Raw genomic sequence first — 24,521 nt, 5'->3', positions numbered from 1 at the left:
TCTCCGGAAGAGACAGGTGCAATCTCATCACAGTTCATTACTGCTTAGTATCACCACTTATCATGTCAGAAGAAAAATCCTCCCATACCCCTATAAAGAAAGCAGGCTCAGGCATCCTGGGCTTCCTCTCTTCACTATGCTATATCTGGTGGCTGGAAACAAAAAGCACCATCAAGGACGAGGGAGTTTTGATCTTCTTCATTCTCGTCCCGCTGGCGTATCCCCTGCTCTACTCATGGATATATAACAACGAGGTGGTAAGAGAGGTTCCCGTGGCGATAGTGGACCTCTCCCACTCCGCATCGTCCCGTGAGTTCATACGCGACTTCGATGCCTCTCCGGATGTCCATGCCGCCTATTATTGCAACAGCCTGCGGGAGGCACAGGGCCTGGCAGGAAAACAGGCTGTACATGGCGTACTCTATTTCCCCGAAGACTTCGACCGTACGCTGAACCGCGGAGACCAGGCGCATGTAGGTGTCTACTGCGACATGAGTCTGATGCTCACCTACAAGGCCATTTACCAGTCGGCACTCGCCGTATCGCTCAAGATGGGAGAAGAACGCCAGAAACCACGTTCGTTCTCATTCACGGAACGTGATGAGGAGCTGAACACCGAACCGCTCTCGGTCGATGCGCAGCCTATATTCAACACGACAGGCGGCTACGGCAATGCAGTTCTCCCCGGCGTGCTGATCCTTATCCTGCAGCAGACCCTCCTTCTCGGCATCGGGCTATCGGCAGGGACGGCACGCGAGAACAACCGTTTCCAGGATCTCGTCCCCATCGGAAGGCATTACGACGGCATCATGAAGATCGTACTGGGGAAATCGTCCTGCTATTTCATGGTCTATTGCGTCATGTCGGCTTACATCACCATGGCAGTCCCTTATTTCTTCAGCTTCACCATGCTTGCCCGCCCCTCCGACCTATTCTGGCTTCTCCTACCCTATCTTCTGGCGGTCATCTTCTTCGGAATGACGCTCTCCTGCATGGTACGCTATCGTGAGAATGTGATGCTGCTGGTGGTCTTCACGTCCGTCCCCTTCCTCTTCCTTACCGGTGTGTCGTGGCCGCAGAGCAACATTCCCGGCATCTGGCAGGGCTTCAGCTGGCTCATCCCATCCACATTCGGCGTACGAGGCTATCTACGCATATCATCCATGGGAGGTTCCATCGACGATATCCTTCCCGAAATCCGAGGGCTTTGGATACAAGCCGTTGTCTATTTCGTCACGACCTGCTTCGTCTACCGATACCAGATCATCAGCGCACGCAAGCATGCCATCGCCCACTACCAGATGATACAGAACAGCATCAGATCGGCACGTGAGAAAAGAGCAGACGGCAAATAACGCTGCATTTCCCTGCCGCCGTCAACTTGCCCCCTGCGTGTCTGTCCGGCAGAAAGAACACGGACAGGTTCCTGACAGCCGGGGCAGCACGCCCGTATCCCTTGCCGTCACGGTAAACTTTTCCTGTACAAGCCGGCGGTCACCCTCTGCAACAGGTATGAGCGTGACAGGTACGCCTTCCTCTTCTCGCTCCCTTCCGTTGTACGGATGCCCGCCACCCGCCGTGTTGGCGTTAGTCACCAATTGTGTTGATGCCCGTCACCAGTCGTGTCGGCTGTTCGTCACCGTTCGTGTCATCAACGGACATTGCATGCTGAGGGTCCGCACGCCTGCAATTGGTTACGGGGAATACAGCCGCATAACAGGCGAGAGAAATGCTTTCAAAACCATCGTTGGATATGACGGAGGAGGAACTGACGGAAGTGCCGCCCTCAGACTTCAAATGACAAATAGCCCTTATATGCTGACAGACAAGGTTATTTGTCAGTGTGAAAGACGGCAGATATTGGATGCTTGCGGAATGGTTTAGAACAAATCCCCAAAAGGATCGCCAACGAAAAAGCCATGGCATACTGAAATGCCATGGCTTTGACTCCCGTGAAGGAATGTCCTCAAAAAATGGAACAGCATCACTTGTATTTCTGCAGGAAGATATCAGCCTGCGCATTCCCCAGCTCTTTTGCCTTCAGGATGTTCTTGACGCCCTCGCTCTTCTGCTTCAGTTCGCACTGTGCAATACCCAGAATCAGGTAGGCATCAGGATGCGCGGCATCAAGCTGGATGGCCTGCCGGGCTGCACTCACTGCGGCATCCATTTTATTCAGCCGCAGCAGAAGACTCCCGGCCTCGGTAGGATACAGAGCCTCTTCAGGGTCGATGCGGGAGGCGATGAGAATATCTTGTAAAGCCTGCTGCCACATACGCCCCTTCACTTCACACTGTTCGCGCATATAATAGAAGTCGGCACCGAGCCGTCCCTGATTGAAATACTCATAGGTATAATAATCCTGTATGGCCTTCCGGTATTCTCCCATTTTCTCCAGCTGCTGGCCACGCATATAGAAATAAGGTGCCGAAGTAGAGACGTAAGGCGTATCACAGAGTTCTATGCTCTTGTTGAGAAGATCAAGGATCTCCTGGTCGGAAGCACCCAGATGCTGGCGGCTCTGTGCCATTTCCAGATACAGCTCCGGATTGTTGAACTTGGTCTTCGTCAGCGCTTCGAATTCTGCATAAGCTTTCGCAAAGTCGCCTTTTGCAAAGACGATCTGTGCCTGCAGATGGCGGTAGGCATCAACCGGCCGAACCTCCTGTGCCTTCCGGATTACCTCCAGAGCCTTGTCAAGTGTCCACCCGACGGACTTCGTTTTCGCCTCAAGCGAGGGGTTCAATGCGTTCTGATAAATGAGGCGTGCATAATTGTAAAATGCTTCGTCTTTGGCTGTGACTTTCCCGATGGCCGTCTGTAATGTCTTGTCGGCTTCGGCGATGTCCCCCTTTGCTATCATCCTGTTTGCCCAGGCATAATAGCCGTCATTCGCCTGCGGGAACTTCTCCATGAAGTCTTTGACGACGGCCTCATGCACGCTTTCGGGCTTCTCGGAGGACAGCATCAATGCCACAACCGCTTCCTCGGCAGTGTCCGGCAGCCCGATGCGGATGGCACTCTGCCGGAGTGTCGCATCATTCTGGGAAAGGCCTTTCAGCACAAAGCTCCTGGCATAGCCAGCATCTGTTGCACTTTGCAAAGACCCCGACAGGCTGAAAAGTCCTATGACCTGCCCTTTGGCATTACAGACCGGAGCACCGTTCAACTTATCGGTGGCAGGGGAGTTCAGGATCGTATAATGGTATTTGCCCATGAAGGTCTCGACGCTCGACGCACTTGCCTTCAGGGGACTTCCGCTTTTCGCCATGGGCGCAATCCATAGTTCCTCGCCTGCACTGACGGTTGTCGCCAACGGTGCGGCTGAAGTCTTCCCGCTCACTTTGAACTTTGCCATGTCGTAGATTTCGTCAGCACCAAGCAGGTACATGACATCGTGCTTCTGCCCTTTTGCATCTACCACGACGGCCTTTTCAGCTCCGATAAAAGGCTTCCATGGACTCACGGCGACACCATCTACACCGATACACACACCGTTGGAGGTCGCCAGAATACTGCCGTCAGCCTTGAAGGTGGTCAGGGTGAAAGCGGCATCGGCAGCCTTCTTTACGGCTCCCGGCTGTGCAAGAGCCGGTATCGCAATGCCCAGGAAGCTTACAAGGGTGAAGACGATTCTTTTTACATTCAAGTTCATTCTTTTTCTCATTGTGTTCAATGTCATAAGGCTTAGTATGTTATTTCCTGCCGAGACCCAGCAGATCCCGCGCATTCTGCAGGGCTGCATCGGAGATGTCTGCACCGGAAAGCATCTGGGCAATCTCCGCCACCCGCTGTTCTTCGGTGAGCTCACGCATCCGGCTCCGGGTACCCTCCGGTGTCTCTTCTTTCTCGACTTTGTAATGTGAACTGCCCAAGGCAGCTATCTGCGGCAGATGGGTGATTGAAATGACCTGACGGTTGTTATTGCCCATCTCCTGCATGATAAGTGCCATTTTCTGGGCGATCTTACCGCTGACCCCCGTGTCAATTTCGTCAAAGATGATGGTCGGCAGTTTTACGGCCCCGCTGACCATTGCCTTTAATGACAACATGACACGGGCTATCTCTCCGCCTGAAGCGACCTGCGCGACAGATTCCATCCTTGTACTGGTGTTGGCAGAGAAGAGGAATTGCACCTTATCCGCACCGTCCGTCGACAAGGGCTTGGCCGTCAGCTCCACCTTGAATCTGACATTGGGGATACCGAGCGGAACGAGGCGGCTGCTCATCTGGGCTTCTACCGTTTTGATGGCTTTCCGTCTTGAGGTCGTCAGCTTCCCCGCCAGTTTCTCACATTCGTCCAGCCGCTTCTTCACCTCCTGTTCAAGTGTTTCGAGTTCTTCGTCGCTGTGTTCGATGTTCTTCAGCTGTTTTTCCATCTCGTCCCGGATGCCGATCAGTTCTCTCTCCGTGGATACATGGAACTTCTGCTCAAGGGCGTTCAGCTGGTCGAGCTGCTGGTTGATGCTGTCCAGCCGGGAGGGGTCAAAGTCGATCAGTCCGCTCTCGCCGCTTATTTCTTCTGCAATGTCTTTCAGTTCAATATGTACAGAAGAAAGCCGCTGCACCAGTTCCTGCGCTTTGGGATAAACGTTCTCAATGTTACCGAGACTCTCAAGACTTCTCCCCAGCCTGCTGAGAATTCCATTGTCATCCTCGTTCAAAAGACTGTCAGCCTCATAGAACGACGTTTTGATGTCCTCGGCATGAGAGAGGGTCTCGCTTTCCTGTTCCAGCTCCTCCTGTCTGCCCTCCGTCAGTCCGGCACTGTCCAGTTCGCCGAACTGGAAGCGCATGAACTCCTCGTTTTCCTGTGCACGGGCAATCTGTTCTTTCAGTTCAGAAAGCTGTTTCTCCGCATTTTTGTAGCATTGGAAAGCTGTCTGATAAGCCGCAAGTTCCGTGCTGTCCTGTGCGATAATATCCACGACGTTCAACTGGAAATCATCTTTTTGCAGGAGCAGGTTCTGATGCTGCGAGTGAATGTCTATGAGCTGTTCGCCCAGCGTACGCATCATCTGCAACGACACAGGGGTGTCATTGATGAAAGCTCTTGATTTTCCGGTGGCAGTCAGTTCGCGGCGGATAATCGTGTCCTCCGGTTCAAAATCGATGTCGTGGGCTTCAAAGAAAGCTTCGAAGCCATAGTTGGAAAGGTCGAAATGCGCTTCAATGGTACACTTCTTCTCTCCCTGTTTTATCAGTTTGCTGTCTGCCCTGTTGCCCAGCAGCAGACCGATAGCCCCCAGGATAATGCTCTTCCCGGCTCCCGTTTCACCGGTAATTACCGAGAAACCGGGACGGAACTCGATGTCCAGCTGGTCAATCAAGGTGAAATTCTTTATATATAGATGTTTCAGCATAGATGTGCGAATTATAATTGTCGGTGTGGAAAGGTGCGGACAAGGTCGTGCCGCGACTATTGCTTGATCTTTTCCCAGGTGATGTTCTGACTGGCATTGATGCTGAAGAGGATGTCGTAGACCTGTTCCTTCTCTTTCTGCGTCCCTTTCCCCTTGTATATATTAGCCAGTTCGTCTTTCTTGTAGTCGGTCCATATCTGCGGCAGCAGACTCATCGGCCGGTTCTCATGTGCTTTCTTCAGTCCGTTTCCCAAGGCCGTAGTGATGTTCGTCCGGCCTCTCTCGGCATTATTCACCATTTCGTCCAGCCCGGTTCTGTAATAGTCATATTGCAGCTGGCGGAATGGTTTCAAGGCACCGTCGAGGTAATCATTGATGATGGCGAAGCGGTTGCGTGGATTGTCAAAGGCTTTCCATCCGGTGAAGCTGAGGTTCTGCGCATTGTTCGTCAGGTTCATGCATTGCTGCAGAATATCCTCCCCTCCCATCGGTGAGAACGAGTCAAGGTCCATGCCGATGATGAGGTAGGCATAATAAGCTATCAGAGCCGTCAGTTGGTTGTCTATGTTCTGTTCATGAAATTCAATCTGGTCGTATTGGGCGAATGTGAAATTGAAGTCCCCGTCCTGGCTGTTATAGAGAATGGACGTATAGGCCGCATTGTAGACAGGGCGGTTCGCCTGTATCAGCGCCGAACAGGTAAACATATTACTGCCCGGGTCATATTTGCTTACGGTGATGTTGAAGCTGCAGACGATCCGTTCGTTTTTCTGGAAGTGGTAGTGGGTCCACTGTCTTGTGTTGATGAACTGTTCCAGTGTCTGCTGAAGATTATCAAAGACCGATGCATCCGTCCCCTGTATCTGGCTGTGGTTTACGGTCACCTTTGCATTCAGTTCCTGTGCAGACAGGCTTTCTTCAGAGAATAGAAGCAAGCTCGTCAATAATATCACGAGCCACCTCCGTCTTCGGTTTCTTGCCATAACTCTTCTTTCCTTCTTTATTGATGATCACGACCTGATTGTCGTCAGACCGGAATGTCGTCCCGGGAATCCTCGTCGAATTCAATACGATGAAGTCAGCATGCTTCTTCTCGAGTTTCTTGCGGGCGTTGAGTTCTTCTTCCTGGGTCTCCAATGCGAAAGCGACGATGCGTTGGCGGCCTTCCTTCATATTGCCTATGGCGGCAGCAATATCCTGTGTCGGTCTTAATCTTAACGACAGTCCGTCCCCTTCCCGCTTGATTTTCTGCATGGCAATCGTCTCCGGACGAAAGTCGGCTACGGCGGCACAGAGTATGGCCGCATCGCACTTAGGGAATGCTTCGGTCGCAGCACCATACATCTCACGGCAGCTTTCGACATCGACACGCCGGATACCTGCCGAGCAGGTAAGGCTGACAGGACCTGCAACAAGAATGACTTTCGCACCGCGCCGGTGACACTCTTCTGCCAGCGCAAACCCCATCTTCCCTGAAGAGTAGTTGCCGATGAAACGCACAGGATCGATCTTTTCATAGGTGGGGCCGGCAGTGACGAGAATCGTCTTGCCCTCCAGATCGCCTGTCACAGCCGTTTCTCCCGTTGAGGCGGAGAAATATTCCTCCAGTGTCTTTACGATTTCCTCCGGTTCTTCCATCCGGCCTTTCCCTTCCAGTCCGCTGGCAAGGAAGCCGCTCCCCGGCTCGATAATGTGATTGCCATAACCCCGAAGCATCTCAAGACTCCTCTGTGTCGATGGATGTCTGTACATATCCAGATCCATCGCGGGGGCGATGAAGACAGGGGCTTTCATGGAAAGATAGGTCGTAATAAGCATGTTGTCAGCCACCCCGTTCGCCATCTTTCCCAGAGTGGCGGCCGTGCAGGGGGCTATGAGCATGGCATCCGCCCATAGCCCAAGATCGACGTGGGAGTTCCATGTCCCGTCCTTCTGGGAGAAGAACTCGCTGACCACAGGCTTATGTGTCAGTGCTGACAGAGTGACCGGCGTGATAAATTCCTTGCCGGAAGGCGTGATGACCACCTGCACCTCGGCACCCCGCCTGACCAGTTCCCGGATGACAAGGCAGCTCTTGTAAGCTGCAATCGAACCGGTTATGCCCAGGACGATTTTCTTTCCTTCAAGCATCACCTTATTTATTATTGGATCCTCTATTTATTATTGAATTCCCTCAGCCGGATACGGGTCAGCACCTGCTTCGTATTGTATGTGAAGTCGCTTGCCAGCATCCAGCTGTAATATCCCGGATCCCGATGCAGTACGTCAGCCACGTTCCACCCCCTGTATTTTCCGAAGTTGAACACTTCATGCCGGCGTGGTTTCCCGGTTGCATCAAGCAGCAGGTTTCCGTCCTTGTCGGTCGTCTCCTTCCATACCATCCGACCGGCAAAGTCTACAAAGTCGTTCATGCGTGAGAACTCGGCAAGCTCATCCATGTCGTTGTTCAGCACACGTTCGGGCTCCTCCTGTCTGCCGGGAGCATACATATCAAGTTCTCCTTGCAGCACACGCCACGTGGCTTCCGTGTCCTGATCGGCCCGGTGTGCCTCAAAGTCCTCCTCCATTTTCCTGCCGCAATAGAACTTATAGGCGGCGGCGAGATTCCGGCGTTCCATCTTGTGATAGATATTCTGTGCATCTATCAGGCGGCTCTTCGTAAAATCGAAGTCGACCCCTGCACGCAGGAACTCCTCCGCCAGCATGGGAACGTCAAAGCGGTTTGAATTGAAACCAGCGAAATCACATCCGGAGAACTTGTCGGCCAGCTCCTTTGCTTTCTGCTTGAAAGTGGGTGCTTCGGCGACATCCTCATCCGAAATCCCCGTCAGCTGTGTCACTTCTGACGGAATCGGCTTGCCGGGATTGATAAAGATGTTCTCTCTCTCTTCCTTTCCGTCAGGATAAGCCTTGATGAAAGAAATCTGAATGATCCGGTCGTTTACAAGGTCAAGTCCTGTCGCCTCCAGATCGAAGATCACCAGGGGCTTTGTCAAATTCAGTTTCATACGTTCGTGTATTCCCTATATGTCCAAGGGAGAACGGCGATTGGCAGGGGATAAAAGAATCCACGTCGACATGCTGTCCCCACGGGGTCTGCCAGCTCTTCGCATCCATGCGCTTTCATGCGGCATCTCCGGCCTTCCCCTTCTTCCGCACGGTCTGTCATGCCCTTTCGATGAGGAAAGCAGAAACCGTCCGTCTGAAAGACGGCAATCCTTCAGAGGGTGACTTCCGGAATGCTTCTATGTCAGCTGCACGGCCTTCTCCCAGAACAGAATCTATTTCTTTTGTGTCTTGTCAGTCATTCAGCAGCATCGGCATGATCAGCATGAGGATGTCTTCACTCTCAGGCTGCATGGCCGGTACGATTACCCCTGCACGTGAAGGGTCGGCCAGCTGGATGACCACGTCGTCACTTTCAAGGTTGTTCAGAATGTCGAGCATGCTGGATCCCTTGAACCCGATGCTCATCGGATTGCCTCCATATTCGCAGGTCACGCTTTCCTTCGCACTTGTGGCAAAGTCAATGTCCTCTGCATTCAGTTCCAGCAGACCGGATGACACGTAAAAGCGGATCAGCTGTGAAGAGTCGCTTGCAAAAGGCAGCACGCGGCGCAGCGCGCCTATCAGGGACTTACGGTCTATGGTCACCAGATTGGGGTTGTCCAACGGAATCACACTGTTGTAGTTCGGATACTTCCCCTCGATCAGGCGGCAGGCAAGATTGCCCTCTGCAAAGGACACTTCGGCAGACCGGTCGTCGAAGCGGATGATCACATCACCACCATCCTTGGACAGCACGTTTTTCAACAGGGTCGCCGGCTTCTTGGGAAGCACGAACGATGCCGGTGTCTCGCTCTTGACGGTGAAGATCTTGTTCCTGACCAGTTTGTGGCCGTCGCTGGCGACAACGGCAAGGCCGTCCTCTTTCAGGTCGAAATAAACGCCGTTCATCACCGGGCGAAGCTCATCCTGCGCAGTCGCGAAGAGCGAACGGGTCAGGCTGTCCGAGAGCTTTGCGGCTCCGATGGTGACAGTCGTGGCAGATTCCGACATCGGCTGGACCCTGGGATATTCCTCCGCACTCATGATCGGGAAGTTGTACGAACCGTTCTGATAGGTGACGTAAATCTTCATCTCCTCCATGTTCACAGCCAGTGCAAGAGGCTGCTCGGGAAGTTCTTTCACAGCATCGAGAATCGTATGATTGTTCACTGCAAAGTCGCCCTCGCCTTCACAATCCTCAAGGTTCAAGGTGCCACGCATGACATTCTCACTGTCTGATGCCGTAATCGTAAGCTGTCTGTTGTGAATCTCGAACAGGAAACAGTCCAGAATCGGGAGAGAATTTTTGCTGTTAATTACTCGAGAGAGAGTCAACAACCGGCTGCTCAAAGCAGTGCTTGAAAGGTTAAATCTCATTAGTATCTATTTTAGTTAATATTTCCAATTTACGTTGTTTCCGGCAGACCGGCGGGAACGATCCCTCCCGCCGCCGATCGACTTCAACGTACAAAAATACGAAAAAGGGACGTGAAAAACAAAAATTAGGTATAAAAGTTTCGGTTTTTAGAACTATTTTAGTAATTTCGCAGACAGATTATAGTCACAAAATAACCAAAACAAGTAGATAAATGGATTTACAAGGAAAAGTCATCGCAGTCCTCCCTGCACGTGAGGGAACTTCTGCCCGCGGACCATGGAAGTCACAAGAGTATGTCATCGAAACACATGATCAGTATCCGAAGAAGATGGTTTTCAACATCTTCGGTGCAGACCGAATCGAACAGTTCGCCATCAAGGCCGGCGAGGAAATCAATGTCAGCTTTGACATTGACGCACATGAATATAACGGCCGTTGGTTCAACAATGTCCGCGCATGGAACATACAGCGCGTAGATGCCACGGCCGCGCAGGCCGGCGGAGCACCTATGGCGGCTCCGGTTCAGCAGGCTGCCGCAACCACGGCAACGACCCAGGCAGCCCCCTTCCCTCCGGCACAGACGGAAGAAGACTCTACCGACGACCTCCCCTTCTAACGGGGTCAGGTTCCCGTCCCGGCTGACTTCCATCATCTGTCTTCCCGTCCGGCTGACCGGGAACATCCGTTCCGGGGCAGCCCGGCAGTCTGTGAGGATCGAGGAGCACCGATATGCAGACGGACGGAGAACCAGTCAGAGAAATCGTCAGACAAAAGGATACGGACATCCCGAATATCCAACCGCAGGGACGGGCATCCTCGTCTTTCCGACAAAGCCTCATCGGCAGGCGGAAGAGGATGCCTGTTCTGCCGTCTGTATCAGCCGACGGACAAGCCTTCTCTTATCCCGACATTCACGCTGCCGGCGGACAGACCGACAGAAAAAAACACAGCGCATCGATCTTTACCAGTCTAATTCAAGACAGTTCCCATAAGACTTCTTTGACGGTTCCTCCCCCTTTCAGGTGAGCAGATTCCCCCTTCTTTTCTGAAAGAGGGCAGCAGACCATGCGACTGGAAGAGAACCGCGAAGATGATGCACAATTGCGCAGAAGGGCACAAAGAGCCGGCAGGGACAGACCGTGCCCGACAGGACGATGCGGGATGTCAAAACATTGCCCCGCTACATGAGAGGAGGGCGGATACAATGAAGAGACAAGGCTGTATCTGCGTCTTATTCTGCGGTCGCCAGATCAATAATCCTGTCTGATGGGGGCGGTCGCCGCCTCCATTTCCCGCCAGGTTTCCCTCCTTTCCGCCTTTGGGGACGGTTATGTCGACGGAACACCTCGTTCTCTGCCGAAGTACTGATGCCTGACACCAGTCGTGCTGACGCCCGTCACCAGCCGTTCCGTCAATGGCCGTCATGTGTGCTGAAGGCCTTACGCTCATGATATGCCGTCGGAAGGGAAGCCACCCGGCGAAAGAGGGCTGCACCCGGCAGCATCTGTCAGATCGGCGGGGTTACTTTTTCTTCAAAAGCAATGTGGAGTCGTCTGTTGAAAGGGAACATGCAGGAGGAAACACGCTATTATGTCTTCGGACAGCAACAACATCAAATAAACGGATTTTTTTTCATCGTATGAAGAAAACAGTATTAATCACAGGGGCTACCAGTGGCATTGGAGAAGCCTGCGCACGAAAGTTCGCACAAGGGGGCTACAACGTTATCATCACGGGCCGCAGGGTACAGCGTCTTGCCGATCTGAAGGAAGAGCTTGAGGCAGACGGCGTACGTGTGCTGGCCGTTGCTTTCGACGTGCAGAACCGCAAAGCGGCGACAGCCGCCGTCAACAGTCTGCCGCCCGACTGGCAGCAGATAGATGTGCTGATCAACAATGCGGGACTGGCACTCGGACTTGAGCCGGAGTACGAAGGAAGTTTTGAGGACTGGGAGACAATGATCGACACCAATGTCAAAGGTCTTCTGACAATGACACGGCTCATTGCCCCAAGGATGGTGAAACGAAACAGTGGACACATTATCAATATCGGGTCTGTGGCAGGCGATGCGGCCTATGCAGGTGGAAATGTCTATTGTGCGACGAAGGCCGCCGTGAAAACCCTCAGCGACGGACTGCGCATCGACCTTGCCCATACGGCTGTGCGTGTGACTACCGTGAAGCCCGGCCTGGTGGAGACGCATTTCTCCAACGTCCGTTTCCACGGTGATGATGCACGTGCCGAGAAAGTCTATCAGGGCATCAGGCCTCTCACCGGAACGGATATTGCCGATGTGGCCTTCTATGCCGCTTCGGCCCCAGCCCATGTCCAGATCGCCGAGGTACTGGTCCTTGCCACCCATCAGGCAAGCGGCAGCGTGATGTACCGTGAACCGTGAAAAAACACGGACAGTCCGAGGCTTTTCCTGCCACCGCCTTCTCTCCAGCCGCATGGGAATCTCCCTTGCTTTTCAAGGGGAGGCGAGGCCGCCCGCTGAAAAGAAAAGAGGCCATCCACGAGGATTCCTCAGGACCGCCAGCAGTAAAAAAGGTTCTTCCGTTAAATGTGTGAATGCTTTTCGCATGGCTTTAACGGAAGAGCCGAAGTTCATTAAACAAAAACATAGCCTGGACCGTCAACCGTCCATTCTGTCATCCTCCTTCGATACAAAGACCTTTTCAATTTAATACGTTGAAAACACAGATAAGATTTTGAAAAACCATTACATAAATTCCAAATAACCCAGCTGCAAATATAAAACAAACGTGCAAAAAGCAGGTTTGCAACCAGCAGTAAACCAATTGGTTATCAAGCTGCCCAAAAAAGGTGCTTGATTGGACTTCAAAAGGGCGTTGGTAACACGCTGAAAGGGCATCTGTTGCAAGTCAGTCAGGCCTCTTTTAGAAGCCAGAAGGGCATGTGTTGCTTTGCGTTGCATGAAAACAGTTTACAAACAGCGATGGTATGGGAAGTTGTTGTCTGTAGAAGGCGGAAAGACAGGCTGATGGACAGGCTTCGTATCCATTCGCCTTTACTGCATCTTACTTTGCAGTTTAGCCTCCTTTGAAGCCCCTCTGATTTCGGACAGTCATACCCTGCAAGTGCATAAGCCTTTACTCTTCCAATCTACGCATTTAACGGAAGGCCGTAGAAAGTGGCTGCCTGAGATACAGAAAGGAGCGGAAGTCTCCCGTCTGTCCGCAACAAGTCCTTGTTGAAACCGTCAGATGGGATACTCCCGCCCCTTTAAGGTATGTTCTACTTCCTTGCTTCCTTTTTTTCTTTTCTCAATACGATGCCGTGATAGTTTTCCGGACACCGCGTGCCGTTAAGCGTATAGCCGGCTCCGCCGTCCTGTACACCGGTCTGCACAGTATCGATTCCTGCTGACGGTGTAACGAGAAGCCAGCCATCCACATATTCAACGCCTTCCTCGGTAATCGTACCGGGCAGACAACGGATCACGTACTTCCCCGCAGGACTGTCTTTTGCGGCATCACACTTCAGTTCTGCTTTCCCTTTCACGTAATCGCCGATGACCTGATAGGAGAACTCCGGGTTGTCCTGCCCGATCTCACGTGTCGCATTGCGTGCCTTTATGGTTGTCCCGAACTCGACGTAGGAGGAAGAGGACAGTTCTTTCCATTGTCCGGCAGCAGTGTATCGGGACTTGCTTCCTCTCGGGACATATATCTTCAGCGTATGGGTGTCAATTCCTGTAAACACTCCGGGGCCGTCAAGTACAGGCACCGTCTTGGAATAAAGTTTCGTCATATTCAGGCTCATGCAGCTGTTGAAGGCTTCACGCCCAATGTGCTGTAAGGTGGAGGGGAGCTTCACGCTCTTGATGTGGTAGCATCCGGCAAGCGCATAATCGTGCAGGCGGAACATCCCCTTGGGAAGACTCAGGTTGCCCATGGCATTGGGCAGTACGCTTATCACCTCATCCTTTTTCCTGTTGTATACAATGCCATTCTCGATGATGAAATCCTGATGGTCACCGGTATGTATCTTGACCGAATCCAGTCCATTGCACATCGCCAGTACACCGTCTCCAAATGTCTTGATGCCATCGGGCAAGGTAATGGAGAGGAAGGAACATCCGTAGAACATCCTCTCCGGAAGCTCGTCGTCAGATACCTTATAGTCTTTCCCGTCCGCATGGAGATAAGGTTCGCCTCCGCTTACAATCACGGCGTCTTCCAGATCCAGGACATGCAGGCGGCCGTCCGTGAACTGTCCGTCCCTTCCCCGTCCGGCCATCTCACGTATCAGGCCGATATCAGTTCCGCTTATCGATCCTGACACCTTGAGCGTATCGTAACCATACTTCTTGTCCATATCGATCTGCGAGGCCAGTGTGCCGGCTTCTGCAGGCAGGACTCTGGCAGACAGCCTCTTCGTTGCCGCTTCCGGCTTTATATTGATAATCATGTCCTGGGCAGAGTTGAACTGATAGGATTTCCCGTTGTGGTAGGGGTCGAGGTCGGCAATCACGAAATAGCCGTTATCCTCTCCATACCATCCCCAGTTCACGTGTACTTTCCCCTCCTTGTCATACCCGTCGAGTACGAAGCTGTACCCGCCGGCAGTCGCATCGAGACCTCCATACACGACAGGCTGGCCGTCATTGAGCTGCCGGTAGATAATATCCATCCATGCCTGTTCGGTATAGGCCTTACGGTCGACCTTCTTCACGTTGTTCAGTCCGAAGTAGTTCTGCAGTCCGGTTGCGGCAGAGCCATGGTTGGTGCCACTTGCCTCTTCACCATAATTCATGTCTACCGCCACGCCAAGGTCGCGCATCAGCTGTGCGACGGCATACTGCTGCTGTCCCGTACCCGACGCCATGCCTTTTGCGGCATCCTTCGAAGAGCCGCAGGTAGGCAGCATGTTGTCCCAGTCAAAGACTTCCTTGCTGAAATCCACGAAGACCGGAGTGCCGTTTGTGTCATACTGGGGGTAGTATATCGTCCGCATCCCATATCCCGTTTTGGGGTCGTGCTGGAAATACAGCACCCGTGCGATACTTGTCGCCACGCAGCCTGTCAGGCACCGGGCTGTACCGCTTGACACAGGACAGAGGTTGTTGTAAGGTGCCATCTGCCCCCATTGCGTCTTCAAGAGGGGCTTGATGCTTTCTTTGTATTTCGCCGGGCCCGGGGGTGTCACCTTCAGTGGCGAGTTCCTGGCCGCCGCAGTGCGTACAGTGCGGTCCATCTGTTCCAACCACCATCTGAAGTGAGGATTGGCAGCCGTAAGTGCCGCTAACGGTCTTCGCCCAGAACTTCACGGTCTGTTTCCTTCCTGACAGTCCGGGAGATATGAGCCAGTCGTCATTCGCCCCCTGGCTTGAAGAGAAGGAGGCAAGGTACTGGCTGCCACTGTGCGGATCAAGGTTATTGCCTTTGTCACCGACAGCAGAAGGATTGAAGACAATGCAGGAGAAAGGAGTTCTCTGCTTAGGGAATTGGTTGCCAAAGCCGAAGGTAGAGTTCTTGTCCCCATCAACAAGCGTCCATGAACCGATATTGTCTGTTGACCAAGCCGCATACCGTTCAAAATTATCGGTTACAACATACTCCTTGCCGGCTGTCGAACTCCAGTGGAGCACCACACCCTCCGGCTGCTTAGAAGCTTTCAGATCGTTGATGGCAGGGAACGAAGGAGCGTAGACGGGTTCTGTCAGCACATCTGATTCGTCGTTGTTCTCGTCCATGTCGAAGTCATGGGCAACCTTTGCCTTAACGTCCATTGAATTGTCCGCTGTCGCAGGCACGTCGTAGTCAAATCCGACGATTCTCTCTGCATTGGCGGCAAGTGCCTCCGTCATCGCCTTGCTTTCGACAATGTTGTCGTTGACATATAGACTGACCCTGTAATCGCTCATCGGCTTCATGCCTTCATTCCGGACGATGACATTATAGTGGGTCTTTGCCCCTGACGTGACATTCGAGGGTCCCGTGATATGCGCACTTAAATCGTAGTCATAGACATCCCTTACACGGAAGTTGTCAAGCAGTACAAGGGCTTTCGGGTTGCCGATGGTAGCCCTGAAGCTGACCGTAACGTATTTCTCGCCCTTGTATTCAGACAGATCCGGCATCACGTTTTGCCATCCTTCTTCGGCTCCTGCTTCCTTTACCTTCTCGTAATCAATCGTCTTTATCGTCTCGTCAATACCGTGCGCGGTATTTATGCTGACGACAATCTTGTGTGTACCATTGTTGACAAAATAGTAATTGAACGAAAGGCGCGGGTTGGCCGAACCGACAAGCGAGATCTTGCCGGAGGAAAGAACGGCGCAGTCACCGGACTTCGCCTCCGTCGAACCATAATAGGCACAGCCCTTATCATTGTCGGAAGACAATTGATTGAACCATTTGAAATAGTGCTTTCCTACGACCGCATTGGTCGCCCAGAAATACTTCTGCATACCGTTTGCCCAGGACTGACCGCTTAGGGTGGCGGTTCTTCTTCCATTGCCAACAACGTCAGAGCAGAACCCTCAGACTGCATTCGTCCTCAGGCAGCCTATGACGCCGGTTCCTGTGATGTGAGATTACGATAGCTGAAACCGTGTAGAAACGTTGCAAAGGTATCTGATTTCCTACGGTGAGGGACTGAAATCGAGTGTACAAATGATGTACAAAAGTGCATAAACAGTGGAAAAAGGAGGATTTATTCAAAAACAATATAATATTTTTTGATGGTAAACCAATTATTCATAACTTTGCATAAGTGAGTAAAGTGTGGATAGGACGAAACAGAATCTGATGAAACATCCTCTTTTTTTCTGTCTGTTACTGCTCGGCTGCCTCATTTCATGCGGTCAAGGGCAGACAAGGAAAGACAGCACCTGTCCTGATTACCTGAGAAGTCTCTATATACAGGGATGTGCCGCAAAGGACAGCGGCCAGGCCGTCCTTGCACGTGACTGTTTCATGAAGATCATCGATGCCCCGGCTGCCGATACTCCCGACACAGCCATCACAACACTCAAGGCGAAGGCTTACAAGCAGCTTGGCAACGCCTTCATCTACCAGTATATGGCAAAGGAAGCGGCGCAGATGTACAGCAAGGCGTATGCACTCTATGAATCGAACAACGACACGACAGGGATGCTGTACTGTTACCGCAATCTGGGAAATGCCTTCTACAGCATGAACAGACCCGACTCCTGCCTGTTTTACTGCGGTCTTGCAATGAAGCTGGTCGAAACGGCACCATCCAGATACAGGTACGAGAGAACCGAACTGAACTGCCTGATGCTGACAAGCCTGGTAGACCAAAAGAAGTGGAGCGAAGCAGGAAAATACTATCATGCCATTGCAGCAGACACCTTGAACGCCAATACGCCGGCCGTCCTCATGACAACCGCCCAGTACTACTACGGCATACACGACTACCGGGACTGTGAGTTGACGAGCCTTAAAATCCTGAAGAACGGCAACCTTTTCGACAGGCAGCGTGCCGCACGCTTCCTGACCAATATCTATATAAGGAATCAGGAAATAAAGAAAGCTTCCCGGTATATGGAGGCTTTCATCCGGTTCACGGACTCCGTAAGCCTGTACCGGCGTACAGAGACCCTCCTCCGTATGGATGCACTTTACAACTACGGCAAGAAAGAACAGGAAAACATCAAACTGAATGCTGATGCGAAGGTCTACCGCCTGCTGCTTGTCATCGCCCTGGTCTCCATGGCCGCAGTCGTCGCGGTCTTTGTCTTTGCCATGCGCTACAACCGCCAGCAGAAAGCGTTGATGCGCCTCAAGATAGACCATTACAAAAGTCTTCGAAAGAACCAAAAGAACAGAGATGCGGATTCCGAACAAAGAAAAACGGCAATGATAAGGAACTCCGACATCTACAAGCACATCATCCGGCATCTTGATACAGGGGACGGTCTGTTCATTCTTCACAATGATGACTGGCGGCAGCTGTCTCTTGTGGTCGAACAGGCCTATCCGGACTTTAACGGACATCTTCACGATATCTGCAAGATGAATAATTACGAATACCGTGTCTCGCTGCTCATAAAGACCGGCTTTCAGCCGAGCGTCATAGCCGGCCTCACAGCACACAGCCGCGAATCGGTATCAGCCACACGCCGCCGGCTTTTTGAAAAGGCATTCAACAAAAAGGGAACTCCCAAGGACTGGGATGATTTCATCCTGTCACTGTAATACGCCGTGGAATGCCTGCTGGTGGGGAAAGCCGCCCGGCGGAAGGATGGGCTTCCCTGTACAACGGAACTTGTTGAAAGGACATGGGCAAATTGCAGTCCGGCAAGACATAAAGCACACAGATTCATGAATCGTTCCCTTGAGGGTGTGTCAAAATGCAAATACCATTTTGACAATCTCAAAGTTTGAAACAATTCATTAAAAATGACCATTTTTTTACTCGATTTTGAGTAAAGAAATGGTCTTTTCTTTGCTTTTAGAGAAAACCTGCTTATAGTTTGAAAGTTGTCAAGTTATTAATTTGCATTTTGACACACCCTCATGAAAAGCCTTCCCTTCCCATCCGACAAGTCACGTCAGCTTACGGCAGCACAACGCTTCTCCACGACAATACATCCCGCCAACCGACTGCAATACGATCCCACACCACGCATAATATCCATTGCCGGTACGCCGGGTGACGGACATCAACACGGCTAGTGACAGGCATCAGCACGGCTGGTGACAGGCATCAGCACAATGCATGAGACGGAAAGGCTCGCTCGTTTCTGTCACTATCTACACACCTTATTAAATATAAGGGACGGATGACCGGCTGGTATGGGAAACATTTACCGGGACAGCAAAGCCTTTATACCACATTCAATTGTCCGGTCTCTGATGTAAAATCACTTTCACGGAAAATGACAGAGGGGAAAGACAAGGGAATATGTTAAAATCCTAACAAATGATGATTATTTCTTCAAAATTTACATCTTGTTAAAAAAAATTAGGTATATTTGCAAACGAACAAGGTTTAATTCCTATGAAACTAAAAGCCATATTTTCAAAATTGAAAGGAATGCTGGATAATTTCCTGGCATCCATTTCATACAGGCAGAAGGTCGCACTGTCTCTGCTGTGCGGTGTCATAGTAGGACTGACGGGACTGTTCCTCTATCTGCTCCGTATGCACACATATATAGTAGGTGATGACCCTGCGGCATGTATCAACTGCCACATCATGTCGCCCTATTATGCAACGTGGTCACACTCGGCGCACGCACGCAACACCACCTGCAACGACTGTCATGTACCGAACAACAACATGGCCGCCCATTATGCCTTCAAGGGAATGGACGGGATGAAACACGTGGCTTATTTCGTCACACGCAGCGAGTCGCAGTCCATCGAGGCTGAAGACGCATCCGCAGAGGTTATCATGGACAACTGCATCCGCTGCCACAAGCAGCTCAACCAGGAATTTGTCAAGACCGGACGCATCGACTACATGGAAGCGAAGCGCGGTGAGGGCAAGGCATGCTGGGACTGCCACCGTGACGTGGCCCACATGAAAAAGAACTCCCTTTCAAGTACGCCGGGGGCGGAATTCGTAGAACCCATGCCCCCCTCTCCTGTACCCCATTGGCTGCAGAAGATATTGGGAAGAGAATAAGCCCACCTGCCGGCGATTCTCCACAGATAGCCATCATCCTCTATCGGCTATCACCGCTTATATCACCCATAAACACTTATCATCGCTTTTCACCGCATATCATTAATATATCACCGCTTATATCACCCATAAACACTTATCATCGCTTATCACTGCATATCATTAATCATTGAACAAAATATTAAAAACCTATAATTATGGCAAAAACATTAAAGAAATGGCAAGGCTGGTTGCTCTTCGGCGGAGCAATGGTCATCGTGTTCGTGCTCGGACTGCTATGTTCTTCCATGCTTGAGAGAAGAGCGGAAGTAGCAAGCATCTTCAACAACCGACGGACACAGATGACGGATTCCATCGTTTCCCAGAACGAGAAATTCGCAGAGGACTTCCCCCGCGAATACGAGACATGGGCAATGACGGAAGACACGAGTTTCGTAAGTAAATACAACTCCTCGCAGGAGGTGGATGTACTGGCACAACGTCCGGAAATGGTCGTCCTATGGGCAGGATACGCCTTCTCGAGGGAATACAACACACCGCGCGGGCACCGGCACGCCATAGAAGACCTGCGCAAGATCCTGCGTACAGGAAGCCCCGGTGTCGACGGACAGGAAGACATACAACCCGGTACATGCTGGACCTGTAAGGGTCCGGATATTCCACGCCTTATGCGTGAAAAAGGTACTGACAAGTTCTATGCTGCCAAGTGGAGCGACTGGGGACCAGAGGCCATGAACACCATCGGTTGCTCTGACTGCCACGATGCACGGACGATGGATCTCCGTCCCGCTCGTCCTGCACTCTATGAGGCGTGGGCACGCGTCGGCAAAGACGTGAAGAAAGCCACGCACCAGGAGATGCGTAGCCTGGTCTGCGCACAGTGCCACACAGAATACTATTTCGAAAAGGAAAACGGAAACTATCTCCACTTCCCGCAGGAAAAGGGTCTGACATGTGAGGCGGCAGAAGAATACTACGACAGTATCGGCTTCTACGATTACATCAATCCGCTTTCTAAGGCGAAGATCCTCAAGGCCCAGCACCCGGGTTATGAACTTTACATGCAGGGAATCCACGGACAGCGGGGCGTCTCCTGTGCTGACTGCCACATGCCGTACATCTCCGAGGGCGGCGTGAAATACACGGACCACCACGTGATGAGTCCTCTGGCACACATCGACCGCACCTGCCAGACCTGTCACCGTCAGGATGCCGAGACACTCCGCCAGAATGTTTACGAACGTCAGCAGAAGATCTATGACTTCCGTACACACGTAGAGAAGGAACTTGCCGCAGCGCACATCGAAGCCAAGTTCGCCTGGGAAAAGGGTGCGACGGAAGCCGAGATGAAGACTGCCCTGTCCGACATCCGCAAGGGTCAGTGGCGTTGGGACTATGCTGTTGCCAGCCACGGTGCAGCGTTCCATGCCCCGCAGGAGATCATGCGTCTCCTCGCCAGTGCGATGGAGTATGCCAAGGATGCACGCCTGCAGATCGCCCGTGTGGTAGCCCGCCACGGATTCACAGGTCAGATTCCGCTTCCTGATCTCTCCACCAAGGCAAAGGCTCAGTCGTACATCGGACTGGATATGCCGAAGCTCAACAAGCAGAAGAAGCAGTTCCTGGATACGGTCGTACCAAAGTGGATTGAGACTGCAAAGAAGAACAAGCGATTCATAACAAAACCTATGTAGTCGGTTGAAAGTCAACAGTCGGATAGTTGACGGCTGGCGGTCCTCCTGCCAGCTGTCAACTATCAGCTGATTAATACGGATCCTATATAGCAAGAGGAGACACGGCCGCAGCCGGAGAAGCAAGGGACTGCAAGCAGACCCTGCCGGTTCAGAATGCCTCTCAACGGACAGAGCTGCGGTTTCTCATCAAGCGGTTAAAAGCAGCACAACGATTACTATCCGTGCTCATACAAAGGAAGTACCATGGGTCATAAGACCGACTGTACCCTCGGCCGGGCATGACGGGAGAACAGGCTTCTAATACTGGAAATCAGCAGGATAACCCATACCTGACAGAACCGACCGACTGGTGAGGTGCAGGCAGCAGGACAGGCAGCAGAGGCTGATTCCATCATACAGCATGCCTTACCCCCACCCTGTCTTCAGGAAAAGCAATCCGTGGGAAAATCCTCTATGACCGTCAGGGTCCCCCGCTTCAACCCTCAACATTCAACTCCCAACATTCAACAACACTTATGTGGAATAAACCTTATACGCTGAAGGAAGGAACAGCAATAGTCATCGGACTGTTAGTCACCGGCGGACTGTTACAAGCTACGATGGGTCCCTTGGAATGGGGCATCTTCATCTGGCCCGCCAACATCATCATACTCATTCTATTCATACTGGCACTTGTCGCCGTCTTCATGCGTCGCAGACATTCCTATCTGTGTCGGTTCATGACCACCATGCAGGCGGCAATACCGGCCATTGCCGCAGCCGCCATACTGACGTTACTCATGGGAGTAACCAGACAGGCAGCGGAAGGCAAAAGCCCCTTTGACCCTGTCGGCCTGACAAAGATGCTGAACTTCTGGCCATTCATCCTTGTGTATCTGTGGATGACGGCAATTGTAGGGGAGGTGACCTTAAATCAGATCGCCCATTTCTCATGGAGACGTCTGCCCACACTGACAAGTCATGCAGGACTGTTCATCGTACTGACGTGCGGCACGCTCGGCAGCGCCGACATGCTGCGTGTAAAGATGTATTGCGAGACGGGGCAGCCGGAATGGCGCGGCCTGGATGCTTTCGGGAGTGTCCATCATCTCCCCGTAGCCATCCAGCTGGAGAAATTCACCATTGATGAATACCCCCCCAAGCTCATGCTCATCGACAAGAAAGGCCTTCCGCTTCCACAGGGGAAACCGGAAAACCTCCTTGTGGAAAAGAACATGACGACCGGGCAGCTGCTCGACTGCAGGATCGAGATTCTCAAACGCATTGACAATGCCATCCCCGTCACATTGAACCAGATGGTCGGCAAAGTGCCGGAAGGGATGATGGCGAATATCCGTATGGACTCTCTGGGACAGGCGCAGAACAAAAAAGGTTACATGGCGACAGATGCCCGGGGGTCGGCCTGTGCTTTACTCGTAAAGGTGACGACCGGCGCACGTGCGGGTGACGGCAAATCCCCATCAGGGAAAGGACAACCACGCACGGCAACCGGCTGGATCACCAGCGGCAGTTATCTCTTCCCCTATCAGGCGTTACAGCTTCCTGACGGCAGAAAACTGGCGATGCCCGACCGTGAGCCACGCCGTTTTGCTTCCGTTGTCGACATCTATACCCAGAGCGGGCAGAATATTCAGACGGAGATCGAAGTCAACAAGCCGTTCAACATTGAGGGCTGGAAGATCTATCAGCTCAGCTACAATGAGCAGATGGGCAAATGGAGCAATCTCAGCGTCTTTGAACTGGTGACGGATCCCTGGCTGCCAGTCGTTTATATAGGTATTTTCTTGTTGTTGTTTGGTGCTGTCGGTATGTTCTTGACGGCAAGTCGTAAGAAGGAGGTAGAAGCATGATCTGGAGTTACTTTATTGTATTTGCATTGCTGGCCGTAGCCCTGTGGGCTGTAGGAGCATGGGCTGCGTGGGGCAACCGCCGTACACTGGCGTTTACGACGACAGGACTGGGACTTGCCGTCTTCTTTGCCTACATCCTCATCATGTGGATCACCCTGGAACGGCCGCCGCTCCGTACAATGGGCGAGACGCGCCTATGGTACAGCTTCTTCCTTCCCCTGTCAGGCATCATCGTTTACAGCCGCTGGCGGTACAAGTGGATCTTGAGTTTCTCTACACTCCTTGCGGCCGTCTTCGTAGGCATCAACCTCCTCAGACCGGAGATCCATTCCAAGACCCTTATGCCCGCACTGCAGAGCCCGTGGTTTGCGCCTCACGTCATCGTCTACATGATGGCGTATGCACTTCTGGGGGCCGCAGCGGTCATGTCCGTGTACCTGCTCTACTTCAAGAAAGGAGAAGACCTTGACAAGGAAATGGAGATAACGGACAACCTCACCTATGTCGGCCTTTCGTTCATGACGCTCGGCATGCTCATGGGTGCCGTCTGGGCAAAGGAAGCCTGGGGACATTACTGGTCGTGGGATCCCAAAGAGACGTGGGCGGCCATTACATGGCTGGCGTATCTCGTCTATGTCCACTACCGCCAGTACCATCCCCGCACCGTCCGGCCCTCACTCTGGATACTGATCATTTCTTTCTGTCTCCTGCAAATGTGCTGGTGGGGAATCAACTACCTGCCTTCGGCACAGGGCATGAGCGTTCACACCTACAACCTGAACTGAAGCCGGCAAAAGAGAAAGGCCATGCCTGTCACTACCCGTGCTTCCGCAATGTATAGCCATTGCGGAAACACGGGTCTTTTCGTTTAAACCGATATGAGCAGAACAGACTTGGCTTATTTCCGGGACACTATCCGCCCTGCCAAGAGCGCCGGAGGACTGAAGCTTTGACGGACTGCAAGCGATCAGATCATGAAAAAACAGGGGCTTCAGGAATTTGGAGTGATGAGGTCTGTCTCGTGAGTTGATGACTTTGATGGAATATCACACAGAGACAGGGAATGAACGGAGGCAAGAACCCTATAACGGAGACACCGTCGGTGCGTGGAGCGGAGGTTATTTGAGCGTTTTATCAGAGCATTTGTCTGTGAGAATCATGAATAGCGTTTATCCAGAAAATAAAAGAAACCCCGTACGTCACATCCCTGTCGCTCTTGTGTGCCACCGGCATCTCCGTGATAGTCCCCCCTCCGTGTGCCTTATTATGCAGCAGGCTTACTTCATCACTCCCTATTTCGGAAGGACAAAAAACATTCAGACAGAACAACCTCCAAGTTCGCAGCAAGAAACTGAAACAGGGTATAAGCCCCCCTTGGAGAACAAGGTTGACCCATTTCCTTTACTGCCAAAAGGAAGGACCGGCCCGCAGGATAGGAAAACTTCAGAATGAATGGGCTGCAGACGGCAAGGGACTTCCCAGCCGGGACTGCTGTTCCCAACCGGTCGGGAATCCTGTTCCCAGCCGTCGGGAATCCTGCTCCCAGCCGCCGGGAATCCGATTC

The 24,521-nt window shown here is 52.2% G+C and carries 17 protein-coding genes; 8 read left to right on the top strand and 9 right to left on the bottom strand.

Annotation, left to right across the window (positions count from 1 at the left end):
• Positions 1-62 precede the first annotated feature (62 nt).
• On the top strand, positions 63-1,355 hold the full coding sequence (locus HMPREF9141_RS09050; protein ID WP_007368410.1) for an ABC transporter permease: 1,293 nt from the start codon (positions 63-65) through the stop codon (positions 1,353-1,355).
• Between the two features lie 21 nt (positions 1,356-1,376).
• Here the strand turns inward: HMPREF9141_RS09050 and HMPREF9141_RS13425 are convergent, their stop codons facing one another.
• From HMPREF9141_RS13425 to dnaN, 7 genes are all read right to left on the bottom strand, one after another.
• Positions 1,377-1,598, bottom strand: a complete 222-nt coding sequence (locus HMPREF9141_RS13425) for a hypothetical protein (RefSeq protein ID WP_007368409.1) — start codon at positions 1,596-1,598, stop codon at positions 1,377-1,379.
• A gap of 386 nt (positions 1,599-1,984) precedes the next feature.
• A complete protein-coding gene (locus tag HMPREF9141_RS09045; RefSeq protein WP_040555029.1) occupies positions 1,985-3,667 on the bottom strand; it encodes a tetratricopeptide repeat protein in 1,683 nt (560 codons plus the stop codon).
• 28 nt (positions 3,668-3,695) lie between these two features.
• Positions 3,696-5,363, bottom strand: coding sequence for a DNA repair protein RecN (recN, locus tag HMPREF9141_RS09040; RefSeq protein WP_007368406.1), 1,668 nt, complete (start codon positions 5,361-5,363; stop codon positions 3,696-3,698).
• Positions 5,364-5,419: 56 nt separating this feature from the next.
• Positions 5,420-6,346: a type IX secretion system protein PorD gene (porD, locus tag HMPREF9141_RS09035; RefSeq protein ID WP_083809445.1), complete on the bottom strand. Its 927-nt coding sequence runs from the start codon at positions 6,344-6,346 to the stop codon at positions 5,420-5,422.
• Positions 6,282-7,493, bottom strand: a complete 1,212-nt coding sequence (gene coaBC / locus HMPREF9141_RS09030; RefSeq protein ID WP_007368404.1) for a bifunctional phosphopantothenoylcysteine decarboxylase/phosphopantothenate--cysteine ligase CoaBC — start codon at positions 7,491-7,493, stop codon at positions 6,282-6,284. The genes porD and coaBC overlap by 65 nt, the downstream gene beginning before the upstream one ends.
• A 23-nt stretch (positions 7,494-7,516) precedes the next feature.
• Positions 7,517-8,371, bottom strand: coding sequence for a 3'-5' exonuclease (locus HMPREF9141_RS09025; protein WP_007368403.1), 855 nt, complete (start codon positions 8,369-8,371; stop codon positions 7,517-7,519).
• Positions 8,372-8,663: 292 nt separating this feature from the next.
• Positions 8,664-9,788, bottom strand: a complete 1,125-nt coding sequence (gene dnaN / locus HMPREF9141_RS09020) for a DNA polymerase III subunit beta (protein ID WP_007368402.1) — start codon at positions 9,786-9,788, stop codon at positions 8,664-8,666.
• 212 nt (positions 9,789-10,000) lie between these two features.
• On the opposite strand from dnaN, the gene HMPREF9141_RS09015 reads away from it, so the two are divergent.
• On the top strand, positions 10,001-10,405 hold the full coding sequence (locus HMPREF9141_RS09015) for a DUF3127 domain-containing protein (RefSeq protein ID WP_007368401.1): 405 nt from the start codon (positions 10,001-10,003) through the stop codon (positions 10,403-10,405).
• Positions 10,406-11,428: 1,023 nt separating this feature from the next.
• Positions 11,429-12,187: an SDR family oxidoreductase gene (locus HMPREF9141_RS09010; RefSeq protein ID WP_007368398.1), complete on the top strand. Its 759-nt coding sequence runs from the start codon at positions 11,429-11,431 to the stop codon at positions 12,185-12,187.
• An 860-nt stretch (positions 12,188-13,047) separates the two neighbouring features.
• On the opposite strand, the gene HMPREF9141_RS08995 is transcribed toward HMPREF9141_RS09010, so the two are convergent.
• Together HMPREF9141_RS08995 and HMPREF9141_RS13905 are read right to left on the bottom strand one after the other, a co-directional pair.
• Positions 13,048-14,841: a C10 family peptidase gene (locus tag HMPREF9141_RS08995; RefSeq protein WP_257009611.1), complete on the bottom strand. Its 1,794-nt coding sequence runs from the start codon at positions 14,839-14,841 to the stop codon at positions 13,048-13,050.
• Positions 14,741-16,225, bottom strand: coding sequence for a CARDB domain-containing protein (locus HMPREF9141_RS13905; protein ID WP_050788048.1), 1,485 nt, complete (start codon positions 16,223-16,225; stop codon positions 14,741-14,743). Before HMPREF9141_RS13905 ends, HMPREF9141_RS08995 begins: the two co-directional genes overlap by 101 nt.
• Positions 16,226-16,565: 340 nt before the next feature.
• Between HMPREF9141_RS13905 and HMPREF9141_RS08990 the strand changes: the two genes are divergently transcribed.
• From HMPREF9141_RS08990 to ccsA, 5 genes are all read left to right on the top strand, one after another.
• A complete protein-coding gene (locus tag HMPREF9141_RS08990) occupies positions 16,566-17,978 on the top strand; it encodes a hypothetical protein (protein ID WP_007368395.1) in 1,413 nt (470 codons plus the stop codon).
• 805 nt (positions 17,979-18,783) lie between these two features.
• A complete protein-coding gene (gene nrfH / locus HMPREF9141_RS08985; protein WP_007368391.1) occupies positions 18,784-19,413 on the top strand; it encodes a cytochrome c nitrite reductase small subunit in 630 nt (209 codons plus the stop codon).
• 197 nt (positions 19,414-19,610) lie between these two features.
• Positions 19,611-21,107 carry an ammonia-forming cytochrome c nitrite reductase gene (gene nrfA, locus HMPREF9141_RS08980; protein ID WP_007368390.1) on the top strand — a complete coding sequence of 499 codons (1,497 nt, stop codon included), beginning with the start codon at positions 19,611-19,613 and terminating at the stop codon, positions 21,105-21,107.
• Between the two features lie 515 nt (positions 21,108-21,622).
• Positions 21,623-22,957, top strand: a complete 1,335-nt coding sequence (locus tag HMPREF9141_RS08975; RefSeq protein ID WP_007368389.1) for a cytochrome c biogenesis ResB family protein — start codon at positions 21,623-21,625, stop codon at positions 22,955-22,957.
• Complete coding sequence (gene ccsA, locus HMPREF9141_RS08970; RefSeq protein ID WP_007368388.1) at positions 22,954-23,742, top strand: cytochrome c biogenesis protein CcsA; 789 nt, start codon at positions 22,954-22,956, stop codon at positions 23,740-23,742. Before HMPREF9141_RS08975 ends, ccsA begins: the two co-directional genes overlap by 4 nt.
• The last annotated feature ends 779 nt before the right edge of the window (positions 23,743-24,521 follow it).

Origin of the sequence: Prevotella multiformis DSM 16608, assembly GCF_000191065.1 — a bacterium.
Lineage (GTDB): Bacteria > Bacteroidota > Bacteroidia > Bacteroidales > Bacteroidaceae > Prevotella > Prevotella multiformis.
This window is presented reverse-complemented; position numbering and strand designations above follow the sequence as displayed.